Here is a 17,839-nt window from a genome sequence, read left to right as displayed (position 1 = left end):
AATGCCCTCTTTATTTTCTATTCTTTCTTTAGGCCATGCTGCCGGAGACAAACGTGAAAATCCTGGTTGATGAAAATATGCCGTATGCCGTCGAGCTTTTTAGCCGACTGGGGAACGTGCAGGCCGTGCCTGGCCGCCCAATCCCGCAAGATGCCCTCAATGATGCCGATGCGCTGATGGTGCGTTCTGTGACTAAAGTGAACGAAAGTTTGCTGGCGGGAAAACCGGTGAAATTTGTGGGAACCGCGACCGCGGGCACCGATCACGTTGATGATGCATGGCTGGCCAGCGCCGGGATCGGTTTCTCTGCGGCGCCTGGCTGTAATGCTATTGCCGTTGTGGAATATGTTTTCTCGTCCTTGCTGATCCTTGCCCAGCGCGATGGTTTCCAGCTGCGCGACAAAACGGTCGGGATTATCGGCGTCGGAAATGTGGGCTCGCGCCTGAATGCCCGCCTCGAAGCGCTGGGTGTCCGCACGTTACTGTGCGATCCACCGCGTGCCGACCGTGGTGATGCGGGTGAGTTCTGGCCGCTGGAAAAGCTGGTCGCCGAAGCGGATATCCTCACTTTCCATACACCGCTGAATATGTCCGGCCCTTACGCGACGCATCATCTGGTGGATGCCCATTTGCTGGCGCGTCTTCCTGCTGACCGGATCCTGATCAACGCCTGTCGCGGCGAAGTGGTGGATAACGCCGCGCTGCTGGATGCGCTGAATGGCAGTAAAAAACTGACTGCCGTGCTCGATGTCTGGGAACCGGAACCTGATTTGTCGCTGGCCTTGCTGGATAAAGTCGCCATCGGCACCGCGCATATCGCGGGTTACAGTCTGGAAGGCAAGGCGCGCGGCACGACGCAGGTGTTTGAAGCCTTTAGCCAGTTTATCGGTCAGCCACAAAGGGTGGCGCTGGAATCCTTACTTCCTGCGCCTGAATTTGCCGAAGTGACGCTGAGTGGCGCGCTGAGCGAAGCCAAACTGCTGCGTCTTATTCACTTAGTGTATGATGTGCGCCGCGATGACCGGCCTTTGCGCCGTGTCGCCGGGAAACCGGGCGAATTCGATAAGCTGCGTAAGTTCTATGAAGAACGTCGTGAGTGGTCATCTTTACGGGTGATCTGTGACGATGCAGCAACCGCGGATGTGCTGAAAAAGCTGGGTTTCAACAGCCAGTTAGGTTGAGTTAAGCCTGCCTTAAGCTTTTTCGCCTACCGTGGTGCGATAACTATTTGAAAGCCGGGCGGTGATGTTCATCGCCCTTTGTATTTTGTACTTTTATTTCTGGAGAATACCAACATGTCTGATGGCTGGAATATTGCGCTGCTTGGCGCAACGGGCGCAGTCGGTGATGCGTTACTGGAATTATTGGCTGAACGTCAGTTCCCGGTTGGTGAGCTCTTCCCGCTGGCCAGTGAACGCAGCGCCGGTCAGACCGTCCGTTTTAACGGCAAAAGTCTGCGCGTGCAGCTGGCTTCCGAATTCGACTGGTCACAGGTTCAGCTGGCGTTCTTCGTTGCCGGTTCTGAGGCCTCCTCGCTGTACGCTGAAGAAGCGGCAAATCAGGGCTGCCTGGTTATCGACAGCAGCGGCCTGTTCTCGCTGGAACACGATATTCCTTTAGTGGTGCCGGGTGTGAATCCGGACGCGCTCTCCCATTACCGCAACCGCAACATCGTTGCCGTGGCGGACAGCCTGACCAGTCAGTTGCTGACCGCTATCAAACCGCTGACCGAACAGGCCGGTTTATCCCGTCTGCATGTCACCTCATTGCTCTCTGTTTCTGCGCTGGGCAAAGCTGCTGTTGACGATCTGGCCGGTCAGAGCGCGCGTTTGCTCAACGGTATTCCGGCTGAAGAAGGCATTTTCAGCAAGCAGCTGGCTTTCAACCTTTTACCGCTGGTCAGTGATGAAGAGGGCAGCGTGCGTCAGGAACGTCGTCTGGTTGATCAGGTTCGCAAAGTGTTGCAGGACGACGGCCTGCCGATTTCTGTCAGCTGTGTGCAGTCGCCGGTATTCTACGGCCACGCGCAGGTGGTGCATCTCGAAGGTCTGCGTCCGCTTTCTGCAGAAGAAGCACGTGCTGAACTTGAGCGTATTGATGACATCAATCTCAGCGATGAAGATGATTTCCCGACGCAGGTCAGCGACGCTTCCGGCAACGCGAATCTGAGCATCGGTTGTATCCGTAATGACTATGGCATTCCTGAGTTACTGCAATTCTGGTCAGTGGCTGACAACGTTCGTTTCGGCGGCGCGCTGATGGCGGTAGAAACCGCAGAAAAGCTGATTAACGAGTACTGGTACTGATTATGTCCGAAGAAGTTATCGCTGACGTCAGTGCGGCTCCGGTCGCCGGACGCGTGGCGCTAGGGGTTGAGTATAATGGCAGCGCGTATTTTGGCTGGCAACGCCAGAATGACGCCGCCAGTGTGCAGGAATGTCTGGAAAAAGCGCTGAGCCGCGTGGCCAACTCGCCAATTGTAGTGCTGTGCGCAGGGCGTACTGATGCCGGAGTCAGCGCTACCGGACAGGTTGTGCATTTTGATACGCCGGTTCTGCGTAAAGATGCGGCATGGACGATGGGCGTAAATACCCATTTGCCTAAAGATATCGCTGTGCGCTGGTGCGCGAACGTGGGCGAAGATTTTCACGCGCGTTTCAGCGCAACAGCCCGCCGGTATCGTTACGTTATTTACAATCACCGCTACCGCTCCGCAATTTTGCACACCGGTGTGACGCATGTGCATATGCCGCTGGACGTGGAAAAAATGCAGCTGGCCGGACAGGCGTTACTGGGCGAAAACGACTTCACGTCTTTCCGTGCGTCTCAGTGCCAGTCGCGTACACCGTGGCGTTATGTCATGCATCTCAACGTCAGTCGCCACGGTCACTACGTGGTGGTGGATATTAAAGCTAACGCCTTTGTGCATCATATGGTGCGTAATATTGTCGGCAGCCTGGTTGAGATTGGTGCAGGCAATCAGCCGGTAGGCTGGATGTCCGAGTTGCTGGCGGCGAAAGACCGTAATCTCGCAGCGGCGACCGGCAAGCCTGAAGGGTTGTATCTGGTATCTGTTGATTATCCTGAGAAATTTGCATTACCTCAGGTGAGTATGGGGCCATTGTTCCTGGAAGATTAAGGAACATTTTTAACGATTGCTAAAACAGCGTTTTGACCAGGAAGAGGTGGAGTATCTAATGGGCTTTATTCACTTTGTCATTGATTTCATTCTGCATATCGATGTGCATTTAGCAGAACTGGTTGCGCAGTATGGCATCTGGGTTTACGGAATTTTGTTCCTGATTTTATTCTGCGAAACGGGTCTGGTTGTCACACCGTTCCTGCCAGGTGATTCGCTGCTGTTTGTGGCGGGAGCGCTGGCGGCATTGCCGGGCAATGATCTGAATGTTCACGTTATGGTCGCGTTGATGGCCGTTGCGGCAATCCTCGGTGACGCCGTGAACTACACTATCGGACGGGTATTTGGTGAACGTCTGTTTAGTAATCCGGACTCTAAGATTTTCCGTCGTAGTTATTTAGATAAGACGCATAAGTTTTACGAGAAACATGGCGGCAAAACGATTATTCTTGCGCGCTTCGTGCCGATCGTCCGCACGTTTGCGCCGTTCGTGGCGGGTATGGGGCATATGTCCTACCGCCATTTCGCTGCGTATAACGTGATTGGTGCGCTGGTTTGGGTGCTGTTATTTACCTATGCTGGCTACATCTTCGGCGATCTGCCGATTGTTCAGGAAAATCTGAAATTACTGATCGTCGCGATCATCGTGGTTTCCATCCTGCCGGGTGTGATTGAAATCTGGCGGCACAAACGCGCAGCGGCGAAAGAAAAGCGTCAGCAGGATTAATTTCCGGCGTTTTTTTATGCATGCGCTTTAAAATTTAAGGCATTAAACCAGAGGGTAAGACCAGTTTTTTATCCACAGTGTCTGGCCGTTATGGTTTAATGAGCGACAATTTATGGTCTGTTCCTGCGAACAACCCTTCTGTGGCGCGGTGTGTGAGGTTTTTTATCATCCCGCGCACAGGCGAATTTGGGTAAGTTTCAGGGGACTTGTTACAGCATGAACAGCGGACTGGCTTCGGCCGGGTTCAAACAGAAAGGTTATCGATGAGCTGGATTGAACGAATTCTTAGTAAGAGCACTGACTCGCAAACCCGTAAGGCAAGCATCCCTGAGGGCGTCTGGACTAAATGCGACAGCTGCGGGCAGGTTCTTTACCGCGCCGAGCTTGAGCGCAACCTCATGGTGTGCCCTAAGTGCGACCACCATATGCGTCTTACCGCGCGTATGCGTCTGGCCACTTTCATGGACGAGGGTAGTGAGGTTGAATTAGGCAGCGAGCTTGAGCCTAAAGATGTTCTGAAGTTTAAAGATTCCAAGAAATACAAAGATCGTCTGGTGGCTGCTCAGAAAGAAACCAACGAAAAAGATGCACTGATTGTCATGAAAGGCACCCTGTACGGTATGCCAATTGTGGTGGCATCTTTTGAATTTGCTTTCATGGGCGGTTCCATGGCTTCTGTTGTTGGCGCGCGTTTCGTACGTGCGGTTGAACAGGCGATGGAAGATAACTGCCCGCTGGTGTGTTTCTCTGCCAGTGGCGGCGCTCGTATGCAGGAAGCGCTGATGTCGCTGATGCAGATGGCGAAAACCAGTGCAGCATTGGCGAAATTACAGGAACGCGGCCTGCCGTACATTTCTGTGCTGACTGACCCGACCATGGGCGGTGTTTCTGCCAGTCTGGCTATGTTGGGTGACATCAACGTCGCTGAGCCGAAAGCGCTGATCGGTTTCGCCGGTCCACGTGTTATCGAGCAAACCGTACGTGAAAAACTGCCGCCGGGCTTCCAGCGCAGTGAGTTCCTGATCGAAAAAGGTGCGATCGATATGATCGTACGTCGTCCGGATATGCGCGCCAAACTGGGCAGCGTTCTGGCGAAACTGACCGGGCAACCGGAGCCGAACGTGGTTGACGTCCATGTTCCTGTCAACGGTTCTGCCGCTGACAACCAGGACGCCTGATCTAACAGGGTAAAAGCCGGTCAGTTAGTCGGGCGGCCATTTGTTGTTGTGCCGCCCGCTGTTTTTCTGCGAAACAGGCAGCCCGTGCTTTTACTCTGTCGGTGAATTCTGACAAAGAGGGCATTGCCTGCTGTCACAGTCTGGTGATGTAGTGTCGAAGTGAACCTCAAACAGGTTGAACGGGACTCATGCAAAATCAACTTATTCCCCAAGCCACGTCGCCTTTGGCCACGTGGCTTTATTATCTCGAACATCTCCATTCTCAGGCCATAGAGCTTGGCCTTGACCGGGTCAGAGCGGTTGCCGACAAACTCGATTTACTGACCCCTGCGCCATGTGTTTTCACCGTCGCCGGAACCAACGGCAAAGGTACGACCTGTGCAACACTTGAATCTGTCCTGATGGCTGCCGGTTACCGTGTGGGTGTTTACAGTTCCCCGCATCTGGTGCGTTATACCGAGCGCGTGCGTATTCAGGGCGAAGAGTTGTCCGAATCAGCGCACTGCGAATCCTTTGCGGTACTCGAAGCCGGGCGGGGCGATATTTCACTGACCTATTTCGAATATGGCACGTTGTCGGCATTGCACCTGTTCAAACAAGCTAAGCTGGATGTCGTGATCCTCGAAGTCGGACTAGGCGGACGTCTGGATGCGACCAATATTGTTGATGCCAGCGTGTCTGTCGTCACCAGTATCGCACTCGATCATACTGACTGGCTGGGTTCTGACCGTGAAAGCATTGGCCGCGAAAAGGCCGGTATTTTCCGTGCAGCTAAACCTGCGGTGGTCGGTGAGCCGGATATGCCTCAATCCATTGCTGACGTCGCACAGGAAAAACAGTCTGATTTGTACCGACGCGATGTGAACTGGCATTTTTCTGCTGATGCAGGATACTGGCGCTGGGCGGCGCTCGACGCGGGCAAAGAAGTGAATGTTCTGGAAGCGTTGCCCTTACCGAATGTGCCGCTGGCCAATGCGGCCACCGCGCTGGCAGCACTGCATTATTCCGGTCTGAATGTTCCTGAAGCCGCGCTGCGCAGTGGTTTGCAGCGTGCCGCTTTGCCAGGGCGTTTTCAGACGGTGAGTGAATCGCCGCGTCTGATCCTTGATGTCGCCCACAACCCGCATGCCGCTGCCTATCTGGCCGGACGCCTGGCGGAGCAGCCACGTAATGGCGGCAAAGTGCGCGCCGTCGTTGGAATGTTGAAAGACAAAGATATTGCCGGTACGCTGGCTTGTCTGTCGCCTCAGGTCGATGAATGGTATTGCGCGCCGCTGGAAGGCCCGCGCGGTGCCAGCGTTGCCGAACTGACGGTACATTTACCGCAGGCACGCCCATTTGATGATGTGGAGTCTGCCTGGAAACAGGCTATGCAGGAGGCGGCTCCTCAGGATATTGTGATTGTCTGCGGTTCGTTTCATACCGTAGCTCACGTAATGGATGCTTTAGACACGGGGAAAACCAGTGGCAAGTAAGTTTCAAAATCGTCTGGTCGGGACCATCATTCTGGTGGCGCTGGGCGTCATCATTTTGCCCGGTTTACTCGACGGCAAGAAAAAGCATTACGAAGACGAATTTGCGTCGATCCCATTGGTGCCAAAACCGGGTGATGTAGAGGAACAGGATTCAGTGCCTCCGGTCACGCAATCGCTGCCTGCTCAGCCACCGGAAGGTGCCGATCAGTCCATGACGGGCGGCCAGAATACTGACAGTTCTGCCAACAACACCAACGCGGCGAATCATGGCAATGTGGCTCCGGGCAATACCACGGTGGAATCACCCCCGCCGGTAACGACGATGCCTGAGCAGAAAAAACCGGTGCAGACCGCGCCAGTTAAACCTGTGCAGCAGAAGCCAAAAACGATTGAGCCTAAACCGATGGTGGAAGCCAAACCGACGGTGAAACCTAAACCCGTCGAGCAGCCGAAGCCGGTTGAGCAACCTAAAGCCGTCGCTGAACAGCCAAAACCAACAGAGCAACCTAAAGCTGCTCCGCAAGAAAAAGCACCGGCAGGGCAGTCGTATGTTGTACAACTGGGCGCGCTGAAAAACGCGGCCAAAGCCAATGAGATTGTGGCAAATCTGCGGTTGTCCGGATTCCGTGCTTATACTGTGCCTGCCACACCGGTTCAGGGGCAGATCACCCGTTTGTACGTCGGGCCGGATGCGTCGAAGCAGAAACTTGAGGCTTCACTTCCGCAACTGCAACAGCTGAGCGGATTGGGCGGGCAGGTTCGGGCGTATTCAGCACACTAAGTTTTATTCCTCCTCTTCGCAGGGAAGGAAGTTGATAAAAACATAAAAATACCACGGAGGGCACAAGCGATTTGTGCCCTTTTTCTATAAGATCCTCTGGTTGGGTTTTTATAGGTTTATGCTGCGATTGAGGTTTTTTTAATCGCTATTATTAATTTGTCTGACCGGCAGATTTCCTCTACGCAAACGTTTTCTTTTTCTGTTAGAATTCGCCGCGAACTGGATGCCGGGGTAGACGTGACTGGATTAGACACTGGAATAGTTAATGGTCTGGATTGATTACGTCATCATTGCGATTATCGGATTTTCTGCTTTAGTCAGTTTGATCCGTGGCTTTGTTCGCGAGGCTTTATCGCTGGTAACCTGGGCTTGCGCCTTCTTTGTTGCCAGCCATTATTACCCTTATCTCGCCATCTACTTCACGCGTTTCGAAGATGAGTTAGTTCGAAACGGGATCGCAATTGCCATCTTGTTCATCGCGACGTTGATCGTAGGTGCAATTGTCAACTATGTGATCAGTTCGCTGGTGGAAAAAACCGGGTTGTCCGGCACTGACAGGGTGTTAGGTGTGTGCTTCGGCGCACTGCGCGGGGTGTTAATTGTCTCTGCGATGCTGTTCTTCCTGGATACCTTCACCAGTTTTTCACAAAGTGAAGACTGGAAACAATCCCAGTTGATCCCACAATTCAGTTATATCATCAGGTGGTTCTTTGACTACCTGCAGAGCACGTCGAGTTTCTTGCCAAAACATATTTAGTTCTGGCAGCGCTGAAGAGGAAAAGACAACATGTGCGGTATTGTCGGTATCGCCGGTTTCATGCCGGTAAACCAGTCGATTTATGACGCGTTAACGGTGTTACAACACCGTGGGCAGGATGCCGCAGGCATCGTCACCATTGATGCCAATAATAACTTCCGTTTACGGAAAGCGAATGGCCTGGTGAAGGATGTTTTCGAAGCCCGCCATATGCAACGCTTACAGGGCAACATGGGTATTGGCCATGTACGCTACCCAACGGCTGGCAGTTCCAGCGCTTCAGAAGCTCAACCTTTTTACGTCAATTCTCCGTTCGGCATCACCCTTGCCCATAACGGTAACCTGACGAATGCTCATGAATTACGAAGCAATCTGTTCGAAGGCCAGCGTCGCCATGTGAACACCACCTCCGATTCTGAGATCTTGCTGAATATCCTGGCGAGTGAACTGGACCGTTTCCAGCATTATCCGCTGGAGGCCGATAACATTTTCGCTGCGGTTGCTGCGGTGAATCTGAAAATCCGTGGTGCTTACGCCTGTGTGGCGATGATCATCGGTCACGGCATGCTGGCATTCCGTGACCCGCACGGTATCCGTCCGCTGGTTATCGGTAAGCGCACGCTGGAAGGTGGCCGCAATGAGTACATGGTGGCATCTGAAAGTGTGGCACTCGACACATTAGGTTTTGAGTTCCTGCGTGACGTAGCGCCGGGCGAAGCGGTGTATATCACCGAAAAAGGCCAGCTCTACACCCGCATGTGTGCTGAGAACCCTCAGTACAATCCTTGCCTGTTCGAGTATGTGTATTTCGCGCGTCCTGACTCCTTTATCGACAAAATTTCCGTTTACAGCGCCCGTGTTCGTATGGGTGAAAAGCTGGGCGCGAAGATTGCCCGTGAATGGGAAGATCTGGATATCGACGTGGTTATTCCTATCCCGGAAACCTCCTGCGATATCGCGCTGGAAATCGCACGTATTCTGAATAAACCGTACCGTCAGGGTTTTGTGAAAAACCGCTACGTGGGCCGTACCTTTATCATGCCGGGCCAGCAGGAACGTCGTAAATCAGTACGCCGTAAACTGAACGCTAACCGCGCTGAATTCCGTGATAAAAATGTGCTGCTGGTGGATGACTCCATCGTGCGCGGTACCACCTCTCAGCAGATCGTTGAGATGGCGCGCGAAGCGGGTGCGAGACGTGTTTATCTGGCGTCTGCTGCGCCGGAAATTCGTTTCCCGAACGTATACGGTATCGATATGCCAAGTGCCAATGAACTGATTGCGCATGGCCGCGAAGTCAGCGAAATCAATCAGATGATTGGTGCTGATGCGTTAATCTTCCAGGATCTGAGCGACCTTATCGCGGCAGTGAAAGAAGACAATACGGATATCGAGAAATTTGAATGCTCAGTTTTCGACGGTGTTTACGTCACTAAAGACGTTGACCAGAACTATCTGGAATATCTCGAAGCCCTGCGTAACGACGATGCTCAGGCGTTGCGTGGCCAGCAGGAAGCGGAAAACCTCGAGATGCACAACGAAGGCTGATTAGCCGGTTGCTGACATCCGCCTAAGCGCGCTCCTCCGGTGAACAACCGGGCGGGCGCGTTTTTTTATGTCCGGATTTATGTCAGTATTGGCAGAATCGGGTCCGGTAACATTCTCTAAGGCAGTGTTCATGAAACGACTTATCGTCGGTATTTCAGGCGCCAGCGGCGCAATTTATGGTGTGAGGCTTTTGCAGGTTTTGCAGAGTGTGCCTGATATCGAAACCCATCTGGTGATGAGCAATGCCGCCCGCCAGACGCTGACCCTGGAAACGGATCTTACGCTGCGCGACGTTCAGGCGCTGGCGGATGTGGTACATGATTCCCGTGATATTGCTGCCAGTATTTCTTCCGGCTCTTTCAAAACAGCGGGTATGGTGATTTTACCCTGCTCGGTCAAAACGCTTTCCGGCATTGTGAACAGTTATACCGATGGCCTGCTGACCCGCGCAGCGGATGTGGTGCTGAAAGAGCGCCGCCGCCTGGTATTGTGCGTGCGTGAAACGCCGTTGCATCTCGGCCATCTGCGCCTCATGACGCAGGCCGCCGAGCTTGGAGCCATCATTATGCCGCCGGTTCCGGCGTTTTATCATCGCCCGCAGACCGTGGAAGATATCATCGATCAGACGGTTAACCGCGTTATCGATCAGTTTGATATTGAGCTCCCTGAGGACTTATTTGTTCGATGGCAGGGCAGTCGCTGATCTTTCTTCTCTCATTCCGCACTCATTTCGCGCAGTTCAGTTACATTGCACCAACAATGATCACAATTTGATTCATTAAGGTGCAGTGTTCGGCTCCCCTTCAGCTATTCTTCCTTCAGACCTTTGAAAACTTTCATTATCCCGATGCTTTTTTGACCGGTTTTCGCTCTCTCACAACGTAAAAACGCTGTACCGAGAAACGGCACGAAAAGTGCATGAGAAAATCTGGCAAAAAGCCATTTGCATCGTTCAGCAAACTATAACAAGACGTTCATTCACGCACACACAACCACAACAGATGAATAATCACTGAGGCTAATGTATGAAAAAGTTGTTCAAGGTTCTTCCGCTGGTTCTGGTCTTAGCCAGTGCAGGTAGTGCATTTGCTGCCGCGCCTAAAGCAATTAATATCGGTACTGATCCGACTTACGCCCCATTTGAATCAAAAGACTCCAGCGGCAAGCTGGTTGGCTTTGATATCGACCTGGCTAACGAGATGTGTAAACGTGCAGCCATCAAATGTACCTATGTAGAAAGTGATTTTGATGCACTGATCCCATCCCTGAAAGCCAAGAAAATTGATGCGATAATTTCCTCATTATCCATCACTGAAAAACGTCAGCTGGAAATTGATTTCACAGAAAAACTCTACGCCGCTAACGCCCGTCTGATCGCACCAAAGGGCTCTAAAATTCTGCCAACTCTGGATGCGCTGAAAGGCAAAAACGTCGGTGTGTTGCAGGGCTCCACTCAGGAAGCCTATGCCAACGCCCAGTGGCAGCCAAAAGGCATCAACGTGGTGGCTTACCAGAACCAGGATCTGATTTATGCAGATCTGGCTTCCGGTCGTCTGGACGCCGCATTCCAGGATGAAGTCGCTGGCAGCGAAGGCTTCCTGAAACAGTCTGCGGGCAAAGACTATGCGTTTGCTGGCCCGTCAGTGAAAGATGATAAATTCTTCGGCGTGGGCACCGGTATGGGTCTGCGTAAGAATGAAACTGACCTGAAAGATGCGCTGAACAAGGCGTTTGACAGCATGCGTAAAGACGGTACCTACGACAAGCTGGCGAAAAAATATTTCGACTTTGACGTTTACGGCGGCTGATTCGCGCCGTGAGTTGTGCCAAAGGGAGCGGTGCGCCGCTCCCTGCGGTTCTGACGCAGGTCATCCTCAGACTTGTGGCGGGATCTTCTGAAGACAGGAAAAAACCATGCTGTATGGGTATTCCCAGGTAATTATCCAGGGCACGTTGGTGACACTGGAGCTGGCGATTTCGTCAGTTATTTTAGCGCTGGTGATAGGGCTTATCGGGGCTGGTGGGAAATTGTCGAAGAGCCGGGTGATTTCCGGTTTTTTTGGATGCTATACCACCCTTATCCGTGGCGTACCTGATCTGGTTTTGATGTTACTGATTTTTTACGGATTGCAGATTGCCCTCAACAGCATCACCGAATCCATCGGCATGACGCAGATTGATATCGATCCTATGAGTGCCGGTATCATTACGCTGGGCTTTATTTATGGTGCCTATTTCACGGAGACATTCCGTGGGGCGTTTATGGCCGTTCCCCGCGGGCAAATCGAAGCGGCAACCGCATTCGGGTTCAGCGGCTCACAAATTTTCCGTCGAATTTTATTCCCGGCCATGATGCGTTTTGCTCTGCCCGGTATTGCCAACAACTGGCAGGTTATTCTCAAAGCCACCGCGCTGGTGTCATTGCTCGGCCTGAATGATGTGGTTAAAGCCACGCAGCTTGCAGGCAAAGGCACGTATCAGCCGTTCTATTTTGCGATAGTGGCGGGTGTGGTTTATCTGATTTTCACCACGCTGTCGAACGGCGTGCTGGTGTGGCTTGATCGCCGTTATTCGCTGGGTGTGAAGAGGGCTGATCTATGATCGAAATTTTACAACAGTACGGTATGTCCTTGCTCTACAGCGACGGCTACCGTTTTACCGGTCTGGCGATCACCCTGTGGTTACTGATCAGCTCTGTGGTTATCGGCGGCCTGCTGGCGGTGCCGATGGCTGTGGGTCGTGTTTCTTCCAACAAATTCCTGCGTTATCCGATCTGGCTTTATACCTATGTTTTCCGGGGTACGCCGCTGTACGTGCAGCTGCTGGTGTTTTACTCCGGGATGTACAGTCTGGAAATCGTGCGTGGCACTGATTTTCTCAATGCCTTCTTCCGCAGCGGGCTGAACTGTACGATTTTGGCGCTGACACTCAATACCTGTGCCTACACGACTGAGATTTTTGCCGGTGCGATCCGCTCCGTTCCGCACGGTGAAATTGAAGCGGCGAATGCTTACGGATTCTCACGTTTTAAACTTTATACCTGCATTATTTTGCCTTCAGCATTACGCACGGCGCTGCCGGCTTACAGCAATGAAGTCATTCTGATGCTGCACTCCACCGCGCTGGCGTTTACCGCCACCGTACCGGACGTGCTGAAAATCGCCCGCGATATCAACTCGGCAACGTATCAGCCGTTTTATGCTTTCGGGATTGCAGCAGTGATTTATCTTTGTGTTTCTTTTGTCCTGATTGGTCTGTTCCGCAAGGCGGAAAAACGCTGGCTGGCGCATGTTAAGCCCCAGTCAAGCCACTGATAAAAATAACCATTGCGGATATAAAAATTATGCCAGAAAACAAATTAGCGGTACTCGATCTCCACAAGCGCTATGGCGACCACGAGGTGCTGAAAGGCGTTTCATTGTCGGCCAATGCGGGAGATGTGATCAGTATTATCGGTTCATCAGGTTCAGGGAAAAGTACTTTCCTTCGCTGTATTAACTTCCTTGAGAAACCAAGCGAAGGCTCAATCAGTGTCAATAATCAGGATATCCGTATGGTGCGCGATACCGACGGTCAGCTGAAAGTGTTTGATAAAAAACAGCTGCAACTGCTGCGTACCAAACTGACGATGGTCTTTCAGCATTTCAATTTGTGGAGCCACATGACGGTGCTTGAAAACGTCATGGAAGCGCCGGTGCAGGTGCTGGGACTGAGCAAAGCAGAAGCGCGTGAACGTGCGGTGAAGTATCTCGATAAAGTGGGCATCGACGCCCGCGCACAGGGTAAGTACCCGGTGAATTTGTCAGGCGGTCAGCAACAACGTGTGTCTATTGCCCGTGCGCTGGCGATGGAACCGGAAGTGCTGCTGTTTGACGAACCGACTTCTGCACTCGATCCTGAACTGGTCGGCGAAGTATTGCGTATCATGCAAAAGCTGGCGGAAGAGGGGAAAACCATGGTGGTGGTGACGCATGAAATGGAGTTTGCCCGCCATGTCTCCAGCCACGTCATTTTCCTGCATCAGGGCGTGATTGAAGAGCAGGGCGATCCGTCGGCAGTCTTCGGCAGTCCGAAAAGTGCCCGTCTGCAACAGTTCCTGTCAGGTGCATTGAAGTAACATCCGTCCGCGCCTTCCCCTCGAGTAAGGGGAAGGCTGGGATGGGATGTAGGTTTTACCTGAAGAAAATCAACCTTTCGCGGCCAGCAGGCACAGCTGAACGGTCAGTTCGTAAGACTTCACAAAGGAATTCACCGGCAGGAACTCAAATTTAGAGTGGAAGTTATGTGCGCCGGTAAAGTAGTTTGGCGTCAGTAAACCTTTGGCTGACAGCGCTGCACCGTCGGTGCCGCCGCGCATCGGGATCACTTTAGGCTCTACGCCAATCTCTTTCAGACCTGCAAAAATCAGATCAATTGCCCGGCGATCTTCACCGATGGCGCTGCTGATATTGCTGTAGGTATCGCTGATTTCCACAGACACTTTCGCCGTCGGATATTGCGCGGCGATCTCCTTCGCGACATCCTGAATTTTCTGCTTACGTGCCGCAAAACTGGCGCTGTCGAAATCGCGGATGGAAGCTTTCAGCTCTGCGCCTTGCTGCGAAGCGCTCATGCCGTTGAACCAGACATAACCTTCACGGCCTTCGGTATTTTCAGGCGTTTCTGCACGATCAAAATGACTGATGAAATCCTGAGCCATCAGCAGCGGATTCACCAGCACGCCTTTGGCTGACATCGGATGCGCCGTCACGCCGGTAAAGGTGATTTCAGCCGCCGCCGCGTTGAAGTTTTCGTACACCACTTCGCCCAGTTCGCAGCAGTCGATGGTATAAGCGAAATCGACATCGAAACGCGCGAGATCCAATGCTTTCGCGCCGCGCAGGCCGATTTCTTCATCAGGCACAAACGCCACCACGATATCGCCATATTCCTGATCAGCGGTCAGATTTTCCAGCAACGTCATCACCACGGTGACCGCCGCTTTATTATCTGCACCGAGTACGCTGGTGCCGTCGCTGAAAATAATATCTTCGCCTTTATAAGGCAGGATTTCAGGGCGTTCGGCAGGGCGCAGCCAGATATCCTTTTCAATATTCAGGCACACATCTTCGCCGGTAAACCGCAGCGTTTGCGGATGGATATCCGGACGCAGACCCACATCCACGGTATCAATATGCGTAATAAAACCGATGCGCGGGCCGCCTTTTTTAGTGCCAGGTTTCACGGCAGTAACAGTCGCGTATTCATCAATCTGAATGGTTTCCAGCCCCAGATGATGTAACTCATCGGCCAGTAAACGCGCCATATCATGCTGGCCCGGCGTGCTTGGCAGAGTGGTCACGCTGGCATCACTTTGTGATGTCACGGAGAGATAGCGGTAGAAACGTTCGGTAAGCTGTTTTGCAATTGTTGTCGACATCTTGACCTCTGAATGTGCGCAAATATTGTTCCTTGTTATAAGATTTTCATATATAACAAAGTATTACTACGTGTTACTCAGATGTTAATCTGTTTTTGCTTTATGTTCCACGATGAAGAAGATTTAAACACTCTCCGGACAGGGAAAAAGGGAAAATAATGAAACACTACATATTAAAAATAAGCACAGGTTTACTGGCGCTGGCCATTACGGGTGGCGTTTCTGCTAAAACGCTGGTGTATTGTTCTGAAGGTTCGCCCGAGCAATTCAACCCGCAACTTTACACGTCTGGCACCTCTGTGGATGCCAGCGCCGCACCGATTTATAACCGTCTGGTAGATTTCAAAATCGGTACCACGGAGCTTATCCCAAGCCTGGCAGAAAGCTGGGATGTCAGTGCGGACGGTAAAACCTATACCTTCCACCTGCGCAAGGGCGTGAAATTCCAGAGCAACAAACTGTTCAAGCCCAGCCGCGATTTCAATGCTGACGACGTTATCTTCTCGTTTATGCGTCAGAAAGACGAAAATAACCCGTACCATAAAGTTTCCGGCGGCACGTATCTGAACTTCGACAGCCTGAAAATGGGCGACCTGATCGGCAGCATTGATAAGGTGGATGACTACACTGTCCGCTTCAATCTGACCCGCCCTGAAGCACCGTTTGTGGCTGATCTGGCATGGTATTTTGCATCTATCCTTTCGGCTGAATATGCCGATCAGATGCTCAAAGCCGGAACACCGGAAAAAGTGGATCAGGATCCGGTCGGTACCGGACCGTTCGAACTGATGCAATACCAGAAAGATACGCGTCTGTTGTACAAAGCCTTCCCGGATTACTGGCAGGGCAAATCCAAAATTGACCGTCTGGTGTATTCCATCACGCCAGATGCCTCGATGCGCCTTGCTAAACTTGAGAAAAACGAGTGCCAGGTGATGCCTTTCCCGAATCCGGCTGACCTTGATCGTATGCGTGCCAACAAAGATATCAATCTGATGAGCAAGGCTGGACTGAATACCGGTTTCCTTTCGTTCAACACGCAGAAAGCGCCACTGGACAATGTGAAAGTGCGTCAGGCGCTGACCATGGCGATCAACAAACCGCAAATTATTGAAGCGGTATTCCACGGCACGGGAACTGTCGCCAAAACACTGCTGCCGACCGGTGTCTGGAGCTATAACGAGAAACTGGTGGATTACGATTATTCGCCTGAAAAAGCTAAAGCACTGCTGGTGGAAGCTGGTATGCCGAACGGTTTTGATATCGATTTATGGGCAATGCCGGTTCAGCGGCCGTATAACCCGAACGCCCGTCGTATGGCGGAGATGATCCAGGCGGACTGGGCGAAAATCGGCGTGAAAGCCCACATCGTCAGCTATGAATGGGGTGAATATCAGACCCGTATCCGTAACGGCGAGCACATGGCGGCACTGATGGGCTGGACCACAGCGAACGGCGACCCGGATAACTTCTTTGGTCCGCTTTTTACCTGTAATGCTGCGAAGGGCGGTTCAAACTCGGCAAAATGGTGCTATGCGCCGTTTGACAAGCTGATTACTGAAGCGAAAGAAACCACCGATCATGCCAAACGCGTCGCGCTTTACGAACAGGCCCAGCAGATGATGCACGATCAGGCACCGGCAGTGATGATCGCCCACTCAACCATTTTCGAACCCGTTCGCAAAGAAGTGACCGGCTATGAAGTGGATCCGTTTGGGAAACATGTTTTTTATCAGGCGGATGTGAAGGAGTAAAACGATCCGTGCAGTTAGCTCCCTCCCCTGCGAAGGGGAGGGTTGGGGTGGGGTATTAAAGGGGAAGAGTAAAAAACCTTCACGCAAGCAAATCTTCCAGCGTTTCCTTCAACTCCTGATGCTTAAATATAAACCCGGCCGCTTCCAGTCTGCGCGGCACGGCCCGCTGGCCTCCCAGCACCAGCACGGCGGACTCACCCATCAGCAGGCGTACGACGGGCGCAGGCGCGCGCATAAAGGCCGGGCGGTGGAGAACTTCACCGAGCAGGGCACTGAATTGTTCGTTACGTGCCGGATAGGGCGACACCATATTAAACGGGCCGGAGAGTGTTTCGTGTGCGAGCAGGAACAGGATGCCGTCAACCATATCGTCGATATGGATCCACGGCATGTATTGCTGACCATCGCCGATAGGGCCACCGAGACCCGCGCGGAAGGGCAGTACTATTTTTGCCAGCGCGCCGCCTTTTTCGGCCAGTACGATCCCGGTTCGCAGTAAACATACCCGCGTGTTCGGACTTTGTGCGGACATCGCCAGCGCTTCCCAGCGGGCGCACAATTGCCAGGTAAATTGCTTGTTCGGCGGCTCATCTTCCGGCACCAGCGCCTGGCCCTGATCGCCGTAATAACCCACCGCTGAACCGGAAATGAATACGGAAGGAGACGTCTGACTGGCATTGATCAGCGTCGCCAGCTTTTCAGTGAGCTGCCAGCGACTTTCACACAACAGGGCTTTGTGTTCTTTCGTCCAGCGTTTATCCGCGATGGGCTCACCGGCAAGGTTGATGACGGCGTCGAAGCCGTCGAGTGTGGTTTTGCCTTCCAGTGTTTCCCAGATCTGAACCTGTGGACCTAACAGTTTTGCCGCACGCTCAGGGGCGCGGCTCAGCGCGGTAATCTGATGAGATTGTTCAAGAAGCCTCCCGGTGAGTTTTCGACCGATGAGGCCGGTGGCGCCGGTGATTAAGATCTTCATATCGTGGTCCTTAACTGTCTGAATTCGCGGATGAACTGTTTCTAATCATAGATGAGTCATCGTCATTAACTCGCGATATGGAGCA

17 protein-coding genes are annotated in these 17,839 nt (G+C 52.5%); 15 read left to right on the top strand and 2 right to left on the bottom strand.

The annotated features are described in order from the left end of the window. The first annotated feature begins 53 nt into the window (after positions 1-53). The 14 genes from pdxB to hisP all read left to right on the top strand — a co-directional run bounded on the left by pdxB (position 54) and on the right by hisP (position 13,722). Positions 54-1,181 carry a 4-phosphoerythronate dehydrogenase PdxB gene (pdxB, locus tag D5398_RS08180; protein WP_120507159.1) on the top strand — a complete coding sequence of 376 codons (1,128 nt, stop codon included), beginning with the start codon at positions 54-56 and terminating at the stop codon, positions 1,179-1,181. Between the two features lie 114 nt (positions 1,182-1,295). Next, entirely contained in the window at positions 1,296-2,306 is a 1,011-nt protein-coding gene (locus D5398_RS08175) for an aspartate-semialdehyde dehydrogenase (RefSeq protein ID WP_120507158.1), read from the top strand. A gap of 2 nt (positions 2,307-2,308) precedes the next feature. Next, complete coding sequence (truA, locus tag D5398_RS08170) at positions 2,309-3,139, top strand: tRNA pseudouridine(38-40) synthase TruA (protein WP_120507157.1); 831 nt, start codon at positions 2,309-2,311, stop codon at positions 3,137-3,139. A 58-nt stretch (positions 3,140-3,197) separates the two neighbouring features. Then, complete coding sequence (locus tag D5398_RS08165; protein ID WP_120507156.1) at positions 3,198-3,866, top strand: DedA family protein; 669 nt, start codon at positions 3,198-3,200, stop codon at positions 3,864-3,866. Positions 3,867-4,129: 263 nt separating this feature from the next. Continuing rightward, positions 4,130-5,044 carry an acetyl-CoA carboxylase, carboxyltransferase subunit beta gene (gene accD / locus D5398_RS08160; protein WP_120507155.1) on the top strand — a complete coding sequence of 305 codons (915 nt, stop codon included), beginning with the start codon at positions 4,130-4,132 and terminating at the stop codon, positions 5,042-5,044. A 188-nt stretch (positions 5,045-5,232) separates the two neighbouring features. Then, positions 5,233-6,519: a bifunctional tetrahydrofolate synthase/dihydrofolate synthase gene (gene folC / locus D5398_RS08155; RefSeq protein WP_120507154.1), complete on the top strand. Its 1,287-nt coding sequence runs from the start codon at positions 5,233-5,235 to the stop codon at positions 6,517-6,519. Continuing rightward, the gene (gene dedD, locus D5398_RS08150; RefSeq protein WP_120507153.1) at positions 6,509-7,300 is read left to right on the top strand and encodes a cell division protein DedD; all 792 of its coding nucleotides are present in this window, start codon (positions 6,509-6,511) and stop codon (positions 7,298-7,300) included. The genes folC and dedD overlap by 11 nt, the downstream gene beginning before the upstream one ends. Before the next feature lie 265 nt (positions 7,301-7,565). Next, the gene (gene cvpA / locus D5398_RS08145) at positions 7,566-8,057 is read left to right on the top strand and encodes a colicin V production protein (RefSeq protein ID WP_120507152.1); all 492 of its coding nucleotides are present in this window, start codon (positions 7,566-7,568) and stop codon (positions 8,055-8,057) included. A gap of 30 nt (positions 8,058-8,087) precedes the next feature. Then, positions 8,088-9,605 carry an amidophosphoribosyltransferase gene (purF, locus tag D5398_RS08140; RefSeq protein WP_112288115.1) on the top strand — a complete coding sequence of 506 codons (1,518 nt, stop codon included), beginning with the start codon at positions 8,088-8,090 and terminating at the stop codon, positions 9,603-9,605. Between the two features lie 130 nt (positions 9,606-9,735). Continuing rightward, a complete protein-coding gene (locus tag D5398_RS08135; RefSeq protein ID WP_120507151.1) occupies positions 9,736-10,308 on the top strand; it encodes a UbiX family flavin prenyltransferase in 573 nt (190 codons plus the stop codon). A 322-nt stretch (positions 10,309-10,630) separates the two neighbouring features. Continuing rightward, positions 10,631-11,413: a lysine/arginine/ornithine ABC transporter substrate-binding protein gene (locus D5398_RS08130; protein ID WP_120162080.1), complete on the top strand. Its 783-nt coding sequence runs from the start codon at positions 10,631-10,633 to the stop codon at positions 11,411-11,413. 106 nt (positions 11,414-11,519) lie between these two features. Next, positions 11,520-12,206, top strand: coding sequence for a histidine ABC transporter permease HisQ (locus tag D5398_RS08125; RefSeq protein ID WP_120507150.1), 687 nt, complete (start codon positions 11,520-11,522; stop codon positions 12,204-12,206). Beyond that, on the top strand, positions 12,203-12,919 hold the full coding sequence (locus D5398_RS08120) for an ABC transporter permease (protein ID WP_120507149.1): 717 nt from the start codon (positions 12,203-12,205) through the stop codon (positions 12,917-12,919). Before D5398_RS08125 ends, D5398_RS08120 begins: the two co-directional genes overlap by 4 nt. A gap of 29 nt (positions 12,920-12,948) precedes the next feature. Continuing rightward, positions 12,949-13,722: a histidine ABC transporter ATP-binding protein HisP gene (hisP, locus tag D5398_RS08115; RefSeq protein WP_120507148.1), complete on the top strand. Its 774-nt coding sequence runs from the start codon at positions 12,949-12,951 to the stop codon at positions 13,720-13,722. A gap of 69 nt (positions 13,723-13,791) precedes the next feature. Here hisP and pepT read toward each other — a convergent pair whose 3' ends face one another. Further along, the gene (pepT, locus tag D5398_RS08110) at positions 13,792-15,024 is read right to left on the bottom strand and encodes a peptidase T (protein ID WP_120507147.1); all 1,233 of its coding nucleotides are present in this window, start codon (positions 15,022-15,024) and stop codon (positions 13,792-13,794) included. A gap of 158 nt (positions 15,025-15,182) precedes the next feature. On the opposite strand from pepT, the gene D5398_RS08105 reads away from it, so the two are divergent. Continuing rightward, complete coding sequence (locus tag D5398_RS08105; protein ID WP_120507146.1) at positions 15,183-16,778, top strand: ABC transporter substrate-binding protein; 1,596 nt, start codon at positions 15,183-15,185, stop codon at positions 16,776-16,778. A 79-nt stretch (positions 16,779-16,857) separates the two neighbouring features. Here D5398_RS08105 and D5398_RS08100 read toward each other — a convergent pair whose 3' ends face one another. Next, positions 16,858-17,754, bottom strand: coding sequence for a TIGR01777 family oxidoreductase (locus D5398_RS08100; RefSeq protein ID WP_120507145.1), 897 nt, complete (start codon positions 17,752-17,754; stop codon positions 16,858-16,860). Positions 17,755-17,839: the final 85 nt, after the last annotated feature.

Source organism: Rahnella bruchi, from assembly GCF_003614975.1.
In the GTDB taxonomy this organism is placed as follows: domain Bacteria; phylum Pseudomonadota; class Gammaproteobacteria; order Enterobacterales; family Enterobacteriaceae; genus Rahnella; species Rahnella bruchi.
This window is presented reverse-complemented; position numbering and strand designations above follow the sequence as displayed.